The sequence below is a fragment of the Pseudomonas sp. genome (genome assembly GCF_036387035.1).
Lineage (GTDB): Bacteria > Pseudomonadota > Gammaproteobacteria > Pseudomonadales > Pseudomonadaceae > Aquipseudomonas.
Genome location: NZ_DASVUM010000152.1, coordinates 1 through 18,941, shown reverse-complemented (window position 1 = coordinate 18,941; position 18,941 = coordinate 1). Strand labels below are relative to the sequence as shown.

Below are 18,941 nucleotides of genomic sequence, written 5' to 3'. Positions count from 1 at the left end.
CTGAAGGCTGTGTTATTTCACAGGGGCTTCAGTCTTGGTGCCATCTTTGTGCCAGGTGTAAACGACGAATTTGAAGTCTTTCAAGTCACCCTTGGCGTCGAAAGACAGATCGCCGGTAGGGGTCTTGAAGGTACCGGCGTGGATGGCAGCCGCCACCTTGGCGGTGTCTTCCGACTTGGCAGCCGTGATTGCGTCGGCGATCACTTGCACCGCAGCGTAGGCCGGGAACACGAACGGACCACTCGGATCTTCTTTCTTCGCGGCGAAGGCATCCACCAGCGCTTTGTTGGAAGGATCCTGATCGAACGATTTTGGCAGGGTGACCAACAGACCTTCGGATGCATCTTGAGCGATCTGCGAGATCGAAGCATTACCCACGCCTTCGGGACCCATGAAGCCGGCTTTCAGGCCTTTTTCCTGTGCCTGACGCAGGATCAGACCCAGCTCAGGGTGGTAGCCGCCGTAGTAGACGAAGTCGACGTTGGCCTGCTTCATCTTGGCGATCATGGAAGAGAAGTCCTTGTCGCCGGCATTGATGCCTTCGAACAGGGCGACTTTCACGCCATCTTTTTCCAGCGTCTGTTTAACAGCAGTCGCGATGCCTTCACCGTATTGCTGCTTGTCGTGGATGACCGCAACGATCTTCGGCTTGACCTGTTTGGCGATGTAGTCGCCAGCCGCCGGACCCTGAGCACTGTCCAGGCCGATGGTGCGGAAGATCATTTTGTAACCACGGGCGGTGATTTCCGGGCTTGTGGCCGCCGGGGTCACCATGATGATGCCTTCGTCTTCGTAGATGTCCGAAGCAGGCTGAGTGGAGCTGGAGCACAGGTGACCGACCACAAACTTGACGCCGTCGTTGACCACTTTGTTGGCGATGGCGACCGCTTGTTTCGGATCACAGGCATCGTCGTATTCGACGGCTTCGAGTTTCTTGCCGTCTACGCCGCCTTTGGCGTTGATCTGATCGATCGCCATTTTGGCGCCGCTGAACTGCATGTCGCCGTATTGGGCCACAGCACCGGTTTTCGGGCCGGCGATGCCGATCTTGATTGTGTCAGCTGCGAACGAATGGCTGGCCACCCCCGCCAGAACCAGTGCGGCAAACAGCTTGGAAATCTGATTAATACCCTTAGTCATGATGCTCCACTCTTGCGTTGTAGTTTTTATAATCCTGACGGCCGAAGCTGCAGGACCGGACTGAATCTCCAGGCCACACCCCCAGCAACTGTACCGGAACAGTTTAGAGCGCCGGTCGAACGCTTGAATAGCGGGCTGCGGGGGATAAAGCCTGTGGATGTCGCTTAATCGACACAAAGATACACAATCAAGCCGGCTGTTTTGTCCTTGAGGCGACGAACAGCCTGGCTGCGCGAACTTCCCTGCAATCAATCACTTGAATCCGGGTTTGTCGGTACGGAAGGCGGCGCTATCATTGCGCCGATTTCCAATACGGTGAAAACCCATGACGCAAGAACCTAGCACCCTCTATGCCAAACTGCTCGGCGAGACGGCGCCGATTACGTGGAAAGAATTGCAACCATTTTTTGCGAAGGGTGCCCTGTTGTGGGTCGAGCCCTCGCAGGATTTGATTGCGGTGGCGCAGGCGTTTGCCGAGAACAGCAAGGCGCAAGTAGCCGCATGGCTCAACAGTGCCGAGGTTGGCAAGGTCTCTGAATCAAAGGCTCTGGACCTTTTTGAGCGGGACCCGCCGTTATGGGCTGTCGTAGTCGCGCCCTGGGTGCTGATCCAGGAAAGGGCGTGACAGGATTTAACGCTCGAGTATGGTGCGCCTGATGATGGCGAAGTGGGTAGGGCGGTAACTTCGGGTGTGTCGCCGGTAGCGGAATGTCACCCGAACCTGTTCCGCCTGCGGTGACTGAACGGGAAAGCCGCGCAGGGTTCGGCGGGACTTCAATGGGGTGGTATCAGCGCAGCGAATGGTCACAGACAGCAGGCGAAGGGGTGACTAGATTTCAGGCAAGCCGGGGGCGGTTAACCGGGACAGCCTCCTATAACAAGAAAGAGATCGACTCATGGGCCATTCGACTCAGGCAGCCAACGCCTGGCGCGTTCTGTTTCTGCTTTTTCTCGCCAACCTGTTCAATTTCTTCGACCGTACCATCCCTGCGATCATCATTGAGCCCATTCGCAAGGAATGGCTGCTGAGCGATTTCCAGCTCGGCATCATCGGTACCGCCTTCACCCTGGTTTACGCAGTCGCCGGACTGCCATTGGGTCGCATGGCTGACAACGGCTCGCGGCGCAAGTTGATGGGCTGGGGCCTGGCGGTGTGGAGCGGCCTGACGGCGGTAAATGGTCTGGTCGGCAATTTCTGGGCGTTTTTGCTGGTGCGCATGGGCGTGGGGATTGGCGAGGCCAGTTACGCCCCAGCGGCCAACTCCTTGATCGGCGATCTGTTCCCGGCTCACCGCCGCGCCCGTGCCATGGGCATCTTCATGCTTGGTTTGCCCCTTGGCCTGCTGCTGGCGTTTTTCACCATCGGTGCGATGGTGCAGGCGTTCGGCAGTTGGCGGGCGCCGTTCTTCATCGCCGCGGTGCCTGGGCTGGTGCTGGCGGTGTTCATGTTCTTCATTCGCGAGCCGGCCCGGGGCGCTGCTGAAAGCGTGGCCATTTCCCAGGAGAAAATCGACCGACCGATCCGCCGAGTGCTGTCGATCCCTACGTTTCGCTGGCTGGTGCTCGCCGGCCTTGCGTTCAACTTCGCCACGTACGCGTGCAATTCGTTCATGGTGCCGATGCTGCAGCGTTACTTTTTACTGCCCTTGCAGGAGGCCGCGATGGCCACCGGCATGATCGTCGGCGTGACCGGGCTCGTCGGGCTGACGGTCGGCGGCTGGGTCGCGGACAAGCTCCATCAACGCTGGAGCAACGGCCGCTTGATGTTTGCCGCCGTGAGCATGGTGGTCGCAACACTGTGCACCGGCTATGCGCTGCACGCCGGGCGCATCGAGATCGGTGTGTTCATCGGCGTCTTCAGTCTTGGCTGGCTGTTCTCCTATAACTTCTACACCTGCGTTTACACCGCGATCCAGGACGTCGTGCAGCCGCGCTTGCGCGCCACGGCCATGGCCTTGTTTTTTGCCGGGCTGTATTTGCTGGGCGGCGGCCTGGGGCCGGTGGTGGTGGGGCTGCTGTCGGACCATTTCGCTCACTCGGCGATGTACGCCGCGCAGGTCGAGCAGATGACCGAGCCGTTCAAGGCGGTGGGGCTGCACGATGCGATGTACCTGATACCCGTGGCGTTGTTTTTTGCGCTGGTATTTCTGGTGAAAGCGTCGACGTGTTTCAGCGCCGATGCGCAGCGGATGCGCGAGGGGATGGTGGCGGACGAGCCGATGGGGCAGGGGGTGAAGCCGTCGGTGGCGTGATGCCCGGTCGAGTGGCCTGTAGCAGCGTGGCTTGTCCTGCGATCAACCGGAAACCGTTCGCCTACACCGCACGTTCGGTGTGCTTGACACACCGAACGCCATGTAGGGTTTGGCTTGTGCTTCGCACAAGATCGCGGGACAAGCCGCGCTCCTACAGGTTGGGTGTTCGCCGCAGGACGCGGCGAACCCGTTTACCCCGCGACCAGCACCCGAATGGCTTCCAGGCGCAGGGCGGCTTTTTCCAGCATGGCCAGGCCTTGCTCACGTTGTTCGCGCAACGCAGTCAGTTCGCTGTCGCGGACCGTCGGATTGACGGCTTGCAACGCGGTCAAACGCGCCAGCTCTTCTTCTGTGTCTGCCGCCAGGCGTCGCTGCGCCTCGGCCACTCGCTCAGCGTGCTTGGGCGCGATCTTGGCCTCAGCGGCGTTGATCTGCGGGTTGAGCACGTCGCGTTGGGCCTGAATGAACTTGTTGGCGCTGGCTCGTGGCACGCTTTCCAGCTGATCGTTCAGGGTGGTGAAGGACACGCGCCCCGACAGGTCGTTGCCGTTGCCGTCCAGCAGGCAGCGCAGTGCGGCGGGCGGCAGGTAGCGGCCCAGTTGCAGCGAGCGCGGCGCAACCACTTCACTGACGTAGAGCAATTCCAGCAACACGGTGCCGGGTTTCAGCGCCTTGTTCTTGATCAATGCCACGGCGGTGTTGCCCATCGAGCCTGACAGCACCAGGTCCATGCCGCCCTGCACCATGGGGTGTTCCCAGGTGATGAACTGCATGTCCTCGCGGGCCAGCGCCTGATTGCGGTCGTAGGTGATGGTCACGCCTTCGTCGTCGCCCAACGGGAAGCTGGCGTCGAGCATTTTCTCGCTCGGCCGCAGGATCAGTGCGTTCTCTGAATGGTCTTCGCTGTCGATGCCGAACGCGTCGAACAGAGTCTCCATGTAGATCGGCAGGGCGAATTGATCGTCCTGTTCGAGGATGGCTTCCACCAGCGCCTCGCCTTCACCTGCACCGCCGGAATTGAGCTCCAGCAGGCGGTCGCGGCCGGTGTGCAGTTCGCTTTCGAGGCGGATGCGCTCGTTGCGTGCCTCGGTCACCAGGGCCTGCCAGTCGTCCTCGTCACCGCCTTCCAGCTGCGGCAACAGGCGCGGGCCAAACGTATGCTGCAGCGCGTTGCCGGTCGGGCAGGTATTTAGGAAGGCATTGAGCGCCTCGTGATACCACTGGAACAGCCGCTCTTGCGGGCTTGTTTCCAGGTACGGCACGTGCAGCTCGATGATGTGTTTCTGGCCGATCCGGTCCAGGCGCCCGATACGCTGCTCCAGCAGGTCCGGGTGCGCGGGCAGATCGAACAGCACCAGATGGTGAGAAAACTGGAAGTTGCGGCCTTCGCTGCCGATTTCCGAACAGATCAGCACTTGCGCGCCGAACTCTTCGTCAGCGAAGTACGCTGCCGCGCGGTCACGCTCGAGGATGTTCATGCCTTCGTGGAAGACCGTCGCCGGGATACCGGAACGCACGCGCAGGGCGTCTTCCAGGTCCATTGCGGTTTCGGCGTGGGCGCAGATGACCAGCACCTTCACGCGCTTGAGCATTTTCAGTGTGTCGATCAGCCAGTCAACGCGCGGATCGAAGCGCCACCAGCGTTCTTCTTCGCTGCTGTCGCCCTGGGCCTGGAAGCTGACTTCCGGGTACAGGTCAGCGTGTTCGCCAATCGGCAGTTCGAGGTATTCGGACGGGCAGGGCAGGGGATACGGGTGCAGTTTGCGCTCCGGGAACCCTTGCACAGCGGCGCGGGTGTTGCGGAACAGCACGCGGCCGGTGCCGTGACGGTCGAGCAGTTCGCGAATCAGGCGCGCACTGGCTTCGGTGTCGCCAGCGGCAACAGCGGTCAGCAGCGCTTCGGCTTCGGCGCCGAGGAAGCTGCGGATGGTCTCGTTGGCCTTGGGCGAAAGCGTGCCCTTGTCCAGCAGCTCCTGAACGGCCTCGGCCACCGGGCGATAGTTTTCGCTCTCGGCGCGGAACGCGTGCAGGTCATGAAAACGGTTCGGATCCAGCAGGCGCAAACGGGCGAAGTGGCTGTCCTGACCGAGCTGCTCGGGGGTTGCTGTCAGCAGCAGCACGCCGGGAATCACTTCGGCCAGCTGCTCGACCAGCGAGTATTCGCGACTGGCCTTTTCTTCGTGCCAGACCAGGTGGTGAGCCTCGTCGACGACCAGCATGTCCCAGCCCGCCGCGAACAACGCGTCCTGGGCCTTCTCGTCTTCGACCAGCCATTCCAGCGAAACCAGCGCCAGTTGCGTGTCTTCGAACGGGTTGCTGGCATCGCTCTCGATGAAGCGCTCGGCGTCGAACAGCGCGACCTGCAGGTTGAAGCGGCGGCGCATTTCGACCAGCCACTGGTGCTGCAGGTTTTCTGGCACCAGGATCAGTACGCGGTTGGCACGGCCTGAAAGCAACTGGCGGTGGATGACCAGACCGGCTTCGATGGTCTTACCCAGCCCCACTTCGTCCGCCAGCAGAACGCGCGGCGCGATACGGTCAGCGACTTCACGGGCGATGTGCAGCTGGTGCGCGATCGGTTGCGCGCGCACACCGCCCAGGCCCCACAGCGAGGATTGCAGCTGGCGGCTGGTGTGTTCGAGGGTGTGATAACGCAGCGAGAACCACGGCAGGGGGTCGATCTGCCCGGCAAACAGGCGATCGGTGGCCAGGCGGAACTGAATGAAGTTCGACAGCTGGGTTTCCGGCAGGGTCACGGGCTGGTTTTGCGCATTGAGGCCGTGATACACCAGCAAGCCGTCGACGTCGTCGACTTCACGGACGGTCATCTTCCAGTTTTCGAAGTGGGTGATGGTGTCACCCGGCGAGAAGCGCACCCGCGTCAACGGCGCATTGCGCAAGGCATATTGGCGCGTGTCGCCCGTGGCCGGATAAAGCACGGTCAACAAGCGGCCGTCCTGTGCCAGAACGGTGCCCAAGCCCAGCTCGGCTTCGCTGTCGCTAATCCAGCGTTGCCCCGGTTGATACTGCTGCGCCATGCTGCCTGACTCCCGCCCTGAAAAAGCCGACTATGTTAACGGAACAAGGCGCCCAGGCCAAAGCCACATTGTAAAAACCCCCGGATATAATGGCCGGCGTGCCTGAAGCGGGCACTTGCTGCCAGAAACATAGTCGAAACTCGCGCTTGAATCGGCTCAAGTCGACGAAACGGCAGCCGACAGCTTGATAACAGGAGACCATTACCATGCTGCCACCGCTGATCCCACTGAGCGCGGCCCCCGTGACTTCGCAGCTGGACCCGGTCAAACCCACCCCGGACATCCCGCCGGTTACGCCGATTCAAAAGAGTTCGAGCGAAACCAACATCGACATGGGCGAACGTGACCGCGAGCAGGCCGAAGTGCTCCTGCGCGAAGAACAACGACGCCATCAACGCCGCCGAAGCGACCGGCGTGTGGCTGACCGCCATCCCGATCTCGAAGAAGGTCCGGCCATTCCCGGCGATTTTCTCAATGCCGACGACACCGTGCCGGTGGTGCCGATTATTGATGACGAGCCACGTCAGGGCTTGTGGGTTGACCTCAAAGTCTGAGGCGCTGGTCAGCGTCGCCTCGATTGCGCATTATTGGCGGCAACGGGTATTCACGAGCGGTACGCCATGAGCAATGACGAAAAACTGGTAGACCTGAGCGCCGAACGCGCCAAGCGTGTTCACGACCTCAATGACAAACGACTGAACGAAGTGCGTAATGCGTTCGAGCAGGCCATGCCGCTGGGCAAGGGCAAGAAGAAAGCCAAGAGCAAACCGAAAAAACGCTAATCCCGCTCGCCGTTCGTCTGTATCTGCCGGCCGCCTTTCGCGATCCCCGCCGGCATTGATCTGAGTCAAATTCCCACGCCGTCCCTCTGGTTACGCTGGGCCCATCAAACAGGCTCAGGCGGAGGGCACGCGCATGTTTCTCGACCACGCAGTGATCGCCGGCGTCATGGCGGTCGGGCTGATGACGGTTATTTACTCGGGGGTCGGACTGTTTATCTCGAAAGACTCAACCCGGCGCGGCAGACGCTGAGTCTTCATAAAATGAGCACGCAAGGCATTTTGGGCAACTTCGGTTGCCCTTTTTTTTGCGTGCCAATTGCTGCAGCCCGAACTCATTCCGTGGGAGCCGGCTTGCTGGCGAACCCTGTGAGGCATTCCGCGAAGCAGCGTCTGAATCAACGCATTCGCCAGCAAGCCGGCTCCTACGGATCGGTGTATGGCGCAGTTGCCTGGTTCTCAGCCCACAGTAATGGGCGGCAGCTCGGCCAGGCTCACTGTCTGCAGCTTGCGTGGCGCAAGGATCTCGGCTTCGCCGTCCACCACCAGTTCGTCGTTCTGGTTGAACACGCGCGTGGCGATGCGCACGCGGAATTTCGGCAGTTTCTCGAGGATTTCCAGGCGCACGGTCAAGGTGTCGCCAATCTTCACCGGCTTCTGAAACGTCATCTGCTGGCCGAGGTAAATCGTGCCCGGGCCAGGCAGTTCACAGGCCACCGCCGCGCTGATCAAGGCGCCGCTGAACATGCCGTGGGCGATGCGATCCTTGAACATGCTCTTGGCGGCGAATTCGGCGTCCAGGTGCACCGGGTTGCGGTCGCCGGACATCTCGGCAAACAGCTGGATATGACGCTCTTCGACCGTCTTGCTGTAGCTGGCGGTCTGGCCGACTTCAAGGGCTTCGTACGGCGTGTTGGTGACTTGGGTCATGGGGTGTCCTGTGACGTTTGGGAAAGATGAATCACTGGCGTCATTCGCTGCGGCGCGGTCTTGGCTGCGCCAGCGCCTGCTCAAGCCAGGCGAGCAGATCACCGGTGACTTCATCACGATTGATCTCGTGGAAGATTTCGTGGCGCGCCTGCGGATAGACCTTCAGCGTAACAAACGGGTGGTCGGTGCCGCTCAGCGCGTCAGCCAGATGCGTGAGACGCTTGCCATCGCTCACCGGATCACATTCACCGCCAATAATCAGCATCGGCAGGCGCGGATCGATCTGCGCCAGGTTCGAACGCTTGCTGATCTGCTGCAGCCCGCCAAGCAGGTCCAGCCATAATTGATTGGTGCAGCGAAAGCCGCACAGCGGGTCGTTGCCGTACGCGTCGACCTCGGCCGGATCCCGGTTGAGCCAGTCAAAACCGGTGCGCACAGGCTTGAAGCGCTTGTTGAACGAGCCGAACGACAGGTGTTCTATCAGCGCGCTGCGCCCTGTTGGGCCTTGCCGCCAGCGTTCGATGCGGGCGACCAGCGCCGCCGAGCGATAGAAGGTCACCGGATGGTAATTGGAGCCGCTGAGAATCGCGCCCTGCAGGCTGGCACTGTGGTGCAGCAAGTACGCCTGAGCGATGTAGCTGCCCATGCTGTGACCCAGCAGAAACACCGGCACCCCGGGGTGCCGCACCGCAATCGATGCTTTCACAGTGGCCAGGTCGCCGACCACTTTATTCCAGCCGTCCCGATCAGCGAAGTGACCCCGGGTGCCATACGAGGCGGAATGCCCATGGCCGCGCTGATCCGGGGCATAGGCGGCGAATCCCGCCTGCACCAGTGCCTTGCCCAGTCTGTGATAGCGCCCGCCGTGTTCCGCCATCCCGTGGGAAAGCAGGACCACCGCCCGGGCGTTCCCCCTTGGCCTCCATTCATGGACGTAGAGGCGAGCGTGATCTTGAGCGTCCAGCCAAAAAACTTCGTGTTCCATCGCGTTTCCCTGGTCTTGTAAAAAGTTGTCTCAAAAAAAGCGGTGGAGCGTTTCGCTTGAGTGTATAGCGGTCGCCAGATGGCAGGCTGGTCACCCGCAAGATTCACAGCATTGATGACGTGCCCAGGAGTATTTGCCTTCTATGCCATAGCTGCTAACGTCCGGCAAACGCCCGTTTAAAAACCACCGGGCCAGCACACTCAGGTAAGAGGATAAAAACAACATGCAACCTGACTTCTGGAACGACAAGCGCCCCGCTGGCGTTCTTTCTGAGGTGGACCTTCAGGCGTATCAATCCGTGGTCGAAGTGTTCGAGCGCAGTTGCCGCCAGTACGCCGATCGGCCGGCATACAGCAACATGGGTGTCACCCTGACCTATGCAGAGATCGAGCACCAATCGGCCGCCTTCGCCGGCTACCTGCAACAGCAGACGGATCTTTCGCCCGGTGACCGCATCGCCGTGCAGATGCCCAACCTGATCCAGTACCCCATTGCCGTGTTCGGTGCCATGCGCGCCGGCCTTATCGTCGTCAACACCAACCCGCTGTACACCGCCCGCGAAATGCGTCACCAGTTCAAGGATTCCGGTGCGCGCGCGCTTGTGTACCTCAATGTCTTCGGGAAAAACGTGCAGGAAGTGCTGCCGGACACCGACATTGAATACCTCATCGAAGTGAAGATGGGCGACATGCAGTCGGCGGCCAAAGGCTGGCTGATCAATACGGTGGTCGACAAGGTCAAGAAGCTGGTGCCCGCGTACCACCTGCCGCAGGCGGTTTCGTTCAAGAGCGTGCTCAAGCGGGGCAGAGGGGAGAAGTTGCAACACGTGCCGTTGGCGCTGGATGACGTCGCCGTGTTGCAGTACACCGGTGGCACCACCGGCTCGCCGAAGGGGGCAATGCTGACCCACGGCAATCTGGTCGCCAACATGCAGCAGGTCTATGCCTGCATGCTGCAGCATGGGCCCGACGGGCTGCCGATCTTCAAGCAGGGCAGCGAGATCATGGTGGCGCCGCTGCCGCTTTATCATATCTATGCGTTCACCTGTAATTGCATGTGCATGATGGTCAGCGGCAATCACAACCTGCTGATCACCAACCCGCGGGACATCGGCGGCTTCATCAAAGAGCTGAAAAAGTGGAAGTTCTCCGCGATGCTGGGCCTCAACACGCTGTTCGTCGCGCTGATGGACCATCCCGACTTCAAGCACCTGGATTTCTCCACCCTGCGCCTGACCAACTCCGGCGGCACCGCGCTGGTCAAGGCCACCGCCGAACGCTGGCTGCAGCTGACCGGCTGCCCGATCGTCGAAGGCTACGGCCTGACCGAGACATCTCCCGTTGCCACGGCCAATCCTTATGGCAATCAGTCCAGGTTGGGCACGGTGGGCATGCCGGTGCCGGGCACCACGGCGAAAGTGATCAGCGACGACGGGGTCGAGATGCCGGTGGGTGAGCGCGGCGAGCTGTGCCTCAAGGGCCCGCAGATCATGCTCGGTTACTGGAACAAACCGGATGCCACTGCCGAAGTACTGGACTGCGAGGGCTGGCTGAAAACGGGGGACATTGCGGTGATCGACCCGGACGGGTTCATCCGCATCGTGGATCGCAAGAAGGACTTGATCATCGTCTCGGGCTTCAATGTCTACCCGAATGAGATTGAGGACGTGGTCTCGCGGCACCCGAAAGTGGCGAACTGTGCAGTGATCGGCGTTCCCGACGACCGTTCGGGCGAAGCTGTGAAGCTGTTCGTGGTGCCGAGAGATGCGTCGCTGACCAGCGAGGAGCTGAAGGCATACTGCAAGGAGAACTTCACCGGCTACAAGATTCCCAAGCAGATCGTGTTGCGTGAGTCATTGCCAATGACGCCGGTGGGCAAAATCCTTCGGCGCGAGCTGAGGGACATCGCCTGACGCGGTGCTCTCGCCCACCAGGCTTTAACCTAAAAAAACGGCGTGATGATCACGCCGTTTTTTTTGCTCGGAGCTGCACAAGTTAATTCTTGCGGGCACGAAAGCGTGAGCCTCCATGTGGGAAAAATCCGACATTTAGGTTCATTGCTCTAAACGTGACCGTTGTATATTCATGAGTCAATTACGTGACCGGGAAGCCCGCTTTTGGCTCTAGGCGGCTCTTGGCAAAGCTGATACGCTCGCCCCGCTTTTTGTGCCAAAGGCCTGCAAAAAGCGGTGACTACATCATTCCAAACACAAGAAATCATCGCATTAAGCGGTGTGTAGAAACGCTGTCGCTGAGGAGTCGGCTTCCATGCTCGAAAACTTCTGGAAGGATAAATATCCGACAGGTATCGCTGCCGATATCGATCCGGATCAGTATCCGAACGTACAGGCCGTATTGAAACAGTCTTGCGAGCGTTTCGCCACCAAACCTGCGTTCAGCAACCTGGGCAAAACCCTCACCTACGGCGAAATGTACGCACTGTCCGGTGCCTTCGCAGCGTACTTGCAACAGCACACCGACCTGCAACCCGGCGACCGCATCGCCGTGCAGTTGCCCAACGTGTTGCAGTACCCGGTCGCGGTATTCGGCGCCATCCGTGCCGGGCTCATCGTGGTCAATACCAACCCGCTGTACACCGCGCGGGAAATGGAACATCAATTCAACGACTCTGGCGCCAAGGCGCTGGTCTGCCTGGCGAACATGGCGCATCTGGCCGAGAAGGTCGTGCCCAAGACCGGCATCAAGCACATCATCGTCACCGAAGTCGCCGATCTGTTGCCACCGCTCAAGCGTCTGCTGGTCAACAGCGTCATCAAGTACGTGAAAAAAATGGTCCCGCCGTTTCATCTGCCCAAGGCGGTCAGGTTCAACGACGTGCTGGCCAAGGGTCACGGCCAGCCGGTGCAGGATGCTTCGCCCAACGGCGACGATGTCGCGGTGCTGCAGTACACCGGTGGCACCACGGGCGTGGCCAAAGGGGCGATGCTCACTCACCGCAACCTGATCGCGAACATGCTGCAATGCCGGGCGTTGATGGCCTCCAACCTCAATGAAGGCACCGAGATCCTCATCACACCGTTGCCGCTGTACCACATCTATGCGTTTACCTATCACTGCATGGCGATGATGTTGAGCGGCAACCACAACGTACTGATCAGCAACCCGCGCGACCTCTCGGCGATGGTCAAAGAACTGTCGAAATGGAAGTTTTCCGGCTTCGTCGGGCTTAACACGCTGTTTGTGGCGCTTTGCAATAACGCCGACTTCCGCAACCTGGATTTTTCCTCGCTCAAACTCACCCTTTCGGGCGGTATGGCGCTGCAAACCGCGGCGGCCGAGCGCTGGAAAGAAGTAACCGGCTGCTCGATCTGCGAAGGTTACGGCATGACCGAGACCAGTCCGGTGGCGTCGGTGAATCCTTTTCAGAAGATCCAGATGGGCACCATCGGCATTCCCGTGCCCTCGACCCTGTGCAAGGTCATCAACGACGCTGGCGAAGAACTGGCGTTGGGTGAAGTCGGCGAGCTCTGCATTAAAGGCCCGCAAGTCATGAAGGGCTACTGGCAACGTCAGGACGCCACCGACGAGATGCTGGACGCCGACGGCTGGTTGAAGACCGGCGACATCGCGGTCATCCAGCCCGACGGCTACATGCGCATTGTCGACCGCAAGAAGGACATGATCCTGGTCTCCGGCTTCAACGTGTACCCCAATGAGTTGGAAGACGTGTTGGCGACCCTGCCGGGCGTCTTGCAGTGCGCGGCCATCGGCATCCCGGACGAGAAATCCGGCGAGGCGATCAAGCTTTTCGTGGTGTGCAGGCCGGGGACGACCCTGAGCAAGGATCAGGTCATGGAGCACATGCGCGCCAACGTCACCGCCTATAAAGTGCCGCGCAGCGTGGAGTTCCGCGACGCGCTGCCGACCACGAACGTCGGCAAGATCCTGCGCCGCGAATTGCGTGACGAAGAGCTGAAAAAGCTGGCGCTGAAAAAGCCGGCGTAAGGCAGCCGTCACACCCATAGACCCCGCAAGCGTGGTCGGCGCCACCGCGCGAGACCTGCGTTCAGCCTGCACCAAAGTCGCGATTTGTGGTGTTTGAGCCTTTTGCGTTGAAGATCAAAAGCAGATCACAAGCTTCCCGGCTAAAGCCGGTCCCACAGAGCTTTTGCGCACCCCCTGTAGGACTGGCTTTAGCCGGGAAGAGGCCGGTGTGATCGCCACATATTTTACTGAATGAACGCGCTGCTCGTAGTGGGACCGGCTTTAGCCGGGAAGAGGCCCGCATGACCGCCATTAATTTTTTTGCCTACACCCTCGATGTGGAAGCCGTCACCGACCTCTTGCGAGCGACCGGGGTGGCGCTTCACATTGCTCGTGAGGACTCACTCCCTGCCCGTGAATGCCTTTGGGCCACAGACCTGCATCCGCCGCGGCAAATCTGCGACAATCCGCGCCCTGCATTCAGACAGAAAGATTCCGCGCCCTGATGACCAACGATTCGACCTCCATCGACCCACTCTTCAAAAACCTCGACCAGGCGATGATCAGCGATCGTCATCGCCTGCGTCGGCAATTGCATGAGCTGCGCAAGAAACCGGATGAGACGAAGCTGGCGCAGTGGGTCGAGCGTGCGCAGGCCTCCTGCGCGCGGGTGGTGAGTCGCGCGCAAAGCGTGCCGACCATGCGTTACGACGAGAACCTGCCCATCGCAGCCAAGCGTGACGAGATCAAAAAGGCGCTGCTCGAACATCAGGTCTTGATCATCGCCGGCGAAACCGGCTCGGGCAAAACCACTCAGCTGCCGAAAATCTGTCTGGAAATTGGTCGTGGCCAGCACGGCCTGATCGGCCACACCCAGCCGCGTCGTATTGCGGCGCGCAGCGTCGGCAGCCGGGTCGCCGAGGAAATCGGCACGCCGTTGGGCGGTCTGGTGGGTTATCAGGTGCGCTTCGAAGACCAGAGCGACGAAAACACCCTGATCAAGCTGATGACCGACGGCATTCTGCTCGCCGAAACCCAGCACGACCGTTTCCTTGAGCGCTACGACACGATCATCGTCGACGAAGCCCACGAACGCAGCCTGAACATCGACTTCCTCCTCGGCTATCTGAAGACCCTGCTGCCGCGCCGCCCGGACCTCAAAGTCATCATCACGTCGGCCACCATCGACCTTGAGCGTTTTTCGGAGCATTTCGACAAGGCGCCGGTGATCGAAGTCTCGGGCCGCACCTTCCCGGTGGAGACCTGGTATCGGCCGATGACCGCCCAGCAGGACGAAGAGGGCAACAGCATCGAGGAAGACCTGACCGTGGATCAGGCGATTCTGGCCACGCTGGACGAACTGGCCGCCTTCGAACGCAGCGAGCGCAAGTCGCCCGGCGATGTGCTGGTGTTTCTGCCCGGCGAGCGGGAAATCCGTGACGCCGCCGAGATGCTGCGCAAGGCTCAGTTAAAGCACACTGAAATCCTGCCGCTTTACGCGCGCCTGTCGCCGGCCGAACAGCAGCGAATCTTCCAGTCACACCCCGGCCGTCGTGTCGTGCTGGCGACCAACGTCGCCGAGACCTCGCTGACCGTGCCGGGCATTCGCTACGTCATCGACACCGGCACCGCGCGCATCAGCCGTTACAGCTACCGCGCCAAAGTGCAGCGTCTGCCCATCGAAGCCATTTCCCAGGCCAGCGCCAACCAGCGCAAGGGCCGCTGCGGTCGTGTCGAGCCGGGCCTGTGCGTGCGTCTTTACAGCGAAGAGGATTTTCTCTCGCGGCCTGAGTTCACCGATCCGGAAATCCTGCGCACCAACCTTGCGGCGGTGATTCTGCAGATGCTGCACCTGCGACTGGGTCAGATCACCGATTTCCCGTTCATCGAGCCGCCGGACGGCAAAGCGATCAGCGACGGCTTCAACCTGTTGCAAGAGCTGTCGGCAGTTGACCGCGAGAACAACCTGACGCCCATGGGTCGCCAATTGGCGCGCCTGCCGGTGGACCCGCGGATGGGTCGCATGTTGCTGGAGGCCGCCAAGCAAGGCAGCTTGCAGGAAGTGTTGATTGTCGCCAGTGCAATGTCGATTCAGGACCCCCGCGAGCGTCCGCCGGAGCGTCAGCAGGCCGCCGACCAGGCTCACGCGCAGTGGAAAGACCAGGACTCCGACTTTGCCGGGCTCGTCAACCTGTGGCGCGGCTTCGAAGAACAGCGCCAGGCACTGACCGCCAGTCCGCTGCGTAACTGGTGCCGACGCAATTTCCTCAATTACCTGCGGCTGCGGGAATGGCGTGACTCTCATCGTCAGTTGAGCCTCATCTGCCGCGACCTGCAATTGACCGTCAACAAAGAGCCGGCTGATTTCCCGAAATTCCACAAGGCAGTGTTGTCCGGCTTGCTCAGCCAGATCGGCCAGAAGACCGAAGACGGCGATTACATGGGCGCGCGTCAGCGGCGTTTCTGGGTGCATCCGTCTTCGGGGTTGGGCCGCAAGCGCCCGCAATGGATCATGGCCGCCGAGTTGGTCGAAACCACCAAGCTCTACGCGCGCATGGTGGCGAAGATCGAACCGGACTGGATCGAACCCCTGGCCGGGCATTTGATCAAGAAGAACCATTTCGAACCGCATTGGGAAAAGAAGCGCGGTCAGGTGGTGGCCTTCGAGCAGATCACCTTGTTCGGGCTCATCGTCGTGGGGCGCCGGCCGGTGCATTTCGGGCCGATCGATCCGGTGGTGTCCCGCGAGTTCTTCATCCGCGAAGGGTTGGTGCGCGGTGAGATTCAATCCCGGGCCAAATGCCTGGCGGCCAATACCCTACTGCTGGAGCAGCTCGACGAACTGGAGGCCAAAGCCCGTCGCCGCGACATTCTGGCGGACGAAGAAACCCTGTACCGCTATTACGACGAACGCTTGCCGGCGGAGATCCACCAGACCGCCACGTTCGACGCCTGGTACCGGATGGAAAGCCAGAAGAACCCGCAGCTGCTGATCATGCGCGAGGAAGATGTGCTCGCCCGTGAGGCCAGCGAAGTCACGGCCAATCAGTACCCGGACACCCTGCGCCTGGGCGAACTGACCCTGCCGTTGACGTATCATTTCGAACCGAACCACCCCCGCGATGGCGTGACCCTGCGGGTTCCGGCGCCGTTGTTGCTGTCCTTGCCGGCCGAGCGCCTGGAGTGGCTGGTGCCGGGGCTGCTGGAAACCAAATGCGTGGCGTTGGTGCGCAATCTGCCCAAGGCGCTGCGCAAGAATTTCGTGCCGGTGCCGGACTTCGTCAAAGCGGCGTTGCAGCGGATGGTCTTTGCCGAGGGTTCGTTGCCCCAGGCGCTGGGTCGTGAGTTGTTGCGCATGACCGGTGTACGGGTGACCGATGAAGCGTGGGCCGAAGCGGCGCAGCAGGTGGAAAGCCACCTGAAAATGAACCTTGAAGTGGTCGATGCCAACGGCAAGTTCCTCGGCGAAGGCCGGGATCTGGATGAGCTGACCGCGCGCTTCGCCGAGGCGGGCCAGGCTGCATTGGCAGTGCCGCAATCGGCCAAAGGCCAGCAGCCGGTGGAGGCCAAAGGCTTTGCGGCCGTGGCCGAGAAGACTCAACAGCAGATCGCCGGACTGTCGATGACGGTGTACCCGGCGCTGGTGGAAGAGGGTGGCGCGGTCAAGGAAGGGCGTTTCTCCACCCAGGCCGAGGCCGAGTATCAGCACCGTCGAGCCCTGCAGCGGCTGTTGTTGCAACAACTCGCCGAGCCGACCAAGTTCCTGCGCAGCAAGTTGCCGGGACAGACCGAACTGGCGCTGCTGTACCGCGATCTGGGTCGGGTCGATGCGCTGATCGAAGACATTTTGCTGGCGAGTCTCGACAGCTGCATCCTCGAGGGCGAAGCGACCTTGCCCCGAGACGGCGCCGGTTTGCTCTCGCTGGCCGAGCGCAAGCGCGGCGGGCTGACCGAGCATGCCGAGCGGCTGGCCCGCCTGACGCTGGAAATCCTCAAGCTCTGGCATGGCCTGCAAAAGCGCTTCAAGGGCAAGATTGATCTGGCCCAGGCCGTGGCACTGAATGACATCAAAGGTCAGTTGAGCCAGCTGGTTTACCCCGGATTCGTCCGCGAAACGCCGGCGGTGTGGCTCAAGGAATTGCCGCGTTACCTCAAGGCCATCGAGATTCGTCTTGAGAAGCTGGGCAGTCAGGCGCAGAAGGACCGGGTCTGGAGCATCGAACTGGGCAATCTTTGGGCGCAATACCAGACCCGCGCCGACAAACATGCTCAGGAAGGCAAGCGCGACCCCGAGCTGGTGGTGTATCGCTGGTGGCTGGAGGAGTACCGAGTGTCGCTGTTTGCGCAGCAGCTGGGGACCAAGGTGCCGATCTCGGACAAACGCTTGAGCAAGCAGTGGAGTCAGGTTGAGGGGTGATGTCCTCGGCCTGCCGTCCCGTTGATTAGCTGATAGCGCGAAATGGCGGCCGTTATGGCAAACTTCGCGGCTAAACTTCATAGCGTCATAAACACCCATTGTCCGCCAGGCGGGTTGCCGGGTCGCTGTATTGGGACCTTCGTCCCAGATCGACCGAACCCCTGCATGTGCTGGCTGTTCAGCTGCTGCCGTCAGTGAGCTGCTTTTACCTCAAGAGGAACGACCGTGTACGAAGTCGTGATCAGTGGCACCGGGCTTTTTACCCCCGCCAACAGTATTTCCAACGATGAGCTGGTGCAGTCTTTCAACACCTACGTTGCCCAGTTCAACGCCGAAAATGCCGCCGCGATCGAAGCGGGGGAAGTCCAGGCACTGACGGAATCCAACGCCGCGTTCATCGAAAAGGCCAGCGGCATCAAAAGCCGTTTCGTGATGGACAAGGACGGCATCCTTGACCCGCAGCGCATGAAGCCGCGCCTGCCTGAGCGCGGAAATGACGAATGGTCGATTCTCTGTGAGATGGGCGTTGCGGCGGCCAAACAGGCCCTGCAGCGCGCCGGCAAAACCGCGGCCGACATTGATGGCGTGATCGTCGCATGCTCGAACCTGCAACGCGCCTACCCGGCGATTTCCATCGAAATCCAGGCCGCGCTGGGCATTCAGGGCTTCGGCTTTGACATGAACGTGGCGTGCTCCTCGGCTACGTTCGGCATCCAGACGGCGTGCAACAGCGTCAAGCTGGGCCAGGCCCGCGCGCTGCTGGTCATCAGCCCCGAGATCTGCACCGCTCACCTCAATTTCCGCGACCGCGACAGCCACTTCATCTTTGGCGATGCGGCGACCGCGGTGGTGGTTGAGCGCGCTGACCTGGCCACCTCTGCGTATCAATTCGACATCGTCGGCACCAGGCTGCTGACAACGTTCTCCAATAACATTCGCAACAACTTCGGCTTCCTTAACCGCACGGCGGAAGAGGGTGAGGGCAAGGCGGACAAACTGTTCGTGCAGGAAGGCCGCAAGGTGTTCCGCGACGTCTGCCCGATGGTCGCCGAGCTGGTCGCTGCGCACCTGGACGAGAATCAGCTGAACATCGACGACGTCCAGCGGTTCTGGCTGCATCAGGCCAACCTGAGCATGAACCACCTGATCGTGAAAAAACTGCTCGGTCGTGATGCCACGGTTGAAGAAGCCCCGGTGATCCTCGATCGCTACGCCAACACCAGCTCCGCCGGCTCGGTGATTGCGTTTCATGAATACCAAGATGACCTGCCAAGCGGCGCGCTGGGCGTGCTCAGCTCGTTCGGCGCGGGGTACTCGATTGGTAGCGTGATTCTGCGCAAGAAGTAACTTGCGCGGAATGATCACGGTCGATGATGCAGCAGCGTGGCTTGTCCAGCGATCTGGCGCGCAGCGGCAGCAACACGATGAACGCGGTGTGTCAGCAAGCATGGCGTCG

14 protein-coding genes are annotated in these 18,941 nt (G+C 60.8%); 10 read left to right on the top strand and 4 right to left on the bottom strand.

The features are described 5' to 3' along the window. Positions 1–12: 12 nt before the first annotated feature. Positions 13–1,140 carry a branched-chain amino acid ABC transporter substrate-binding protein gene (locus VF672_RS14340; protein ID WP_331105238.1) on the bottom strand — a complete coding sequence of 376 codons (1,128 nt, stop codon included), beginning with the start codon at positions 1,138–1,140 and terminating at the stop codon, positions 13–15. A 325-nt stretch (positions 1,141–1,465) separates the two neighbouring features. On the opposite strand from VF672_RS14340, the gene VF672_RS14335 reads away from it, so the two are divergent. After that, entirely contained in the window at positions 1,466–1,765 is a 300-nt protein-coding gene (locus tag VF672_RS14335) for a DUF2288 domain-containing protein (RefSeq protein WP_331105237.1), read from the top strand. 271 nt (positions 1,766–2,036) lie between these two features. Beyond that, entirely contained in the window at positions 2,037–3,392 is a 1,356-nt protein-coding gene (locus VF672_RS14330) for an MFS transporter (protein ID WP_331105236.1), read from the top strand. Positions 3,393–3,583: 191 nt separating this feature from the next. On the opposite strand, the gene rapA is transcribed toward VF672_RS14330, so the two are convergent. Beyond that, a complete protein-coding gene (rapA, locus tag VF672_RS14325; RefSeq protein WP_331105235.1) occupies positions 3,584–6,430 on the bottom strand; it encodes an RNA polymerase-associated protein RapA in 2,847 nt (948 codons plus the stop codon). Positions 6,431–6,636: 206 nt separating this feature from the next. Between rapA and VF672_RS14320 the strand changes: the two genes are divergently transcribed. The 3 genes from VF672_RS14320 to ccoM all read left to right on the top strand — a co-directional run bounded on the left by VF672_RS14320 (position 6,637) and on the right by ccoM (position 7,462). After that, positions 6,637–6,984, top strand: coding sequence for an aspartate-semialdehyde dehydrogenase (locus VF672_RS14320; protein ID WP_331105234.1), 348 nt, complete (start codon positions 6,637–6,639; stop codon positions 6,982–6,984). Between the two features lie 66 nt (positions 6,985–7,050). Then, complete coding sequence (locus tag VF672_RS14315; RefSeq protein WP_331105233.1) at positions 7,051–7,212, top strand: hypothetical protein; 162 nt, start codon at positions 7,051–7,053, stop codon at positions 7,210–7,212. Positions 7,213–7,345: 133 nt separating this feature from the next. Further along, positions 7,346–7,462, top strand: coding sequence for a cytochrome c oxidase subunit CcoM (gene ccoM, locus VF672_RS14310; RefSeq protein ID WP_331105232.1), 117 nt, complete (start codon positions 7,346–7,348; stop codon positions 7,460–7,462). A gap of 206 nt (positions 7,463–7,668) precedes the next feature. Here ccoM and VF672_RS14305 read toward each other — a convergent pair whose 3' ends face one another. Together VF672_RS14305 and VF672_RS14300 are read right to left on the bottom strand one after the other, a co-directional pair. Continuing rightward, entirely contained in the window at positions 7,669–8,139 is a 471-nt protein-coding gene (locus VF672_RS14305) for a MaoC family dehydratase (protein ID WP_037012202.1), read from the bottom strand. A 40-nt stretch (positions 8,140–8,179) separates the two neighbouring features. Next, complete coding sequence (locus VF672_RS14300) at positions 8,180–9,124, bottom strand: lysophospholipase (RefSeq protein WP_331105231.1); 945 nt, start codon at positions 9,122–9,124, stop codon at positions 8,180–8,182. A 223-nt stretch (positions 9,125–9,347) separates the two neighbouring features. Here VF672_RS14300 and fadD2 point away from each other — a divergent pair, with 223 nt between their 5' ends. From fadD2 to VF672_RS14275, 5 genes are all read left to right on the top strand, one after another. Beyond that, the gene (gene fadD2 / locus VF672_RS14295) at positions 9,348–11,036 is read left to right on the top strand and encodes a long-chain-fatty-acid--CoA ligase FadD2 (protein WP_331105230.1); all 1,689 of its coding nucleotides are present in this window, start codon (positions 9,348–9,350) and stop codon (positions 11,034–11,036) included. A 355-nt stretch (positions 11,037–11,391) separates the two neighbouring features. After that, positions 11,392–13,089, top strand: a complete 1,698-nt coding sequence (fadD1, locus tag VF672_RS14290; RefSeq protein WP_331105229.1) for a long-chain-fatty-acid--CoA ligase FadD1 — start codon at positions 11,392–11,394, stop codon at positions 13,087–13,089. Positions 13,090–13,370: 281 nt separating this feature from the next. Continuing rightward, complete coding sequence (locus VF672_RS14285) at positions 13,371–13,574, top strand: hypothetical protein (RefSeq protein ID WP_331105228.1); 204 nt, start codon at positions 13,371–13,373, stop codon at positions 13,572–13,574. Next, complete coding sequence (gene hrpA / locus VF672_RS14280) at positions 13,574–17,485, top strand: ATP-dependent RNA helicase HrpA (protein ID WP_331105227.1); 3,912 nt, start codon at positions 13,574–13,576, stop codon at positions 17,483–17,485. Before VF672_RS14285 ends, hrpA begins: the two co-directional genes overlap by 1 nt. Positions 17,486–17,710: 225 nt before the next feature. Further along, a complete protein-coding gene (locus VF672_RS14275) occupies positions 17,711–18,832 on the top strand; it encodes a beta-ketoacyl-ACP synthase III (RefSeq protein WP_331105226.1) in 1,122 nt (373 codons plus the stop codon). Positions 18,833–18,941 lie beyond the last annotated feature (109 nt).

Coding starts and splice junctions, on each gene's coding strand:
- hrpA (WP_331105227.1), top strand. CDS start 13,574: ATGACCAACGATTCGACCTCCATCGACCCACTCTTCAAAAACCTCGAC.
- fadD2 (WP_331105230.1), top strand. CDS start 9,348: ATGCAACCTGACTTCTGGAACGACAAGCGCCCCGCTGGCGTTCTTTCT.
- VF672_RS14330 (WP_331105236.1), top strand. CDS start 2,037: ATGGGCCATTCGACTCAGGCAGCCAACGCCTGGCGCGTTCTGTTTCTG.
- fadD1 (WP_331105229.1), top strand. CDS start 11,392: ATGCTCGAAAACTTCTGGAAGGATAAATATCCGACAGGTATCGCTGCC.
- VF672_RS14315 (WP_331105233.1), top strand. CDS start 7,051: ATGAGCAATGACGAAAAACTGGTAGACCTGAGCGCCGAACGCGCCAAG.
- VF672_RS14340 (WP_331105238.1), bottom strand. CDS start 1,140: ATGACTAAGGGTATTAATCAGATTTCCAAGCTGTTTGCCGCACTGGTT.
- VF672_RS14300 (WP_331105231.1), bottom strand. CDS start 9,124: ATGGAACACGAAGTTTTTTGGCTGGACGCTCAAGATCACGCTCGCCTC.
- VF672_RS14320 (WP_331105234.1), top strand. CDS start 6,637: ATGCTGCCACCGCTGATCCCACTGAGCGCGGCCCCCGTGACTTCGCAG.
- rapA (WP_331105235.1), bottom strand. CDS start 6,430: ATGGCGCAGCAGTATCAACCGGGGCAACGCTGGATTAGCGACAGCGAA.
- VF672_RS14335 (WP_331105237.1), top strand. CDS start 1,466: ATGACGCAAGAACCTAGCACCCTCTATGCCAAACTGCTCGGCGAGACG.
- VF672_RS14305 (WP_037012202.1), bottom strand. CDS start 8,139: ATGACCCAAGTCACCAACACGCCGTACGAAGCCCTTGAAGTCGGCCAG.
- VF672_RS14285 (WP_331105228.1), top strand. CDS start 13,371: ATGACCGCCATTAATTTTTTTGCCTACACCCTCGATGTGGAAGCCGTC.
- ccoM (WP_331105232.1), top strand. CDS start 7,346: ATGTTTCTCGACCACGCAGTGATCGCCGGCGTCATGGCGGTCGGGCTG.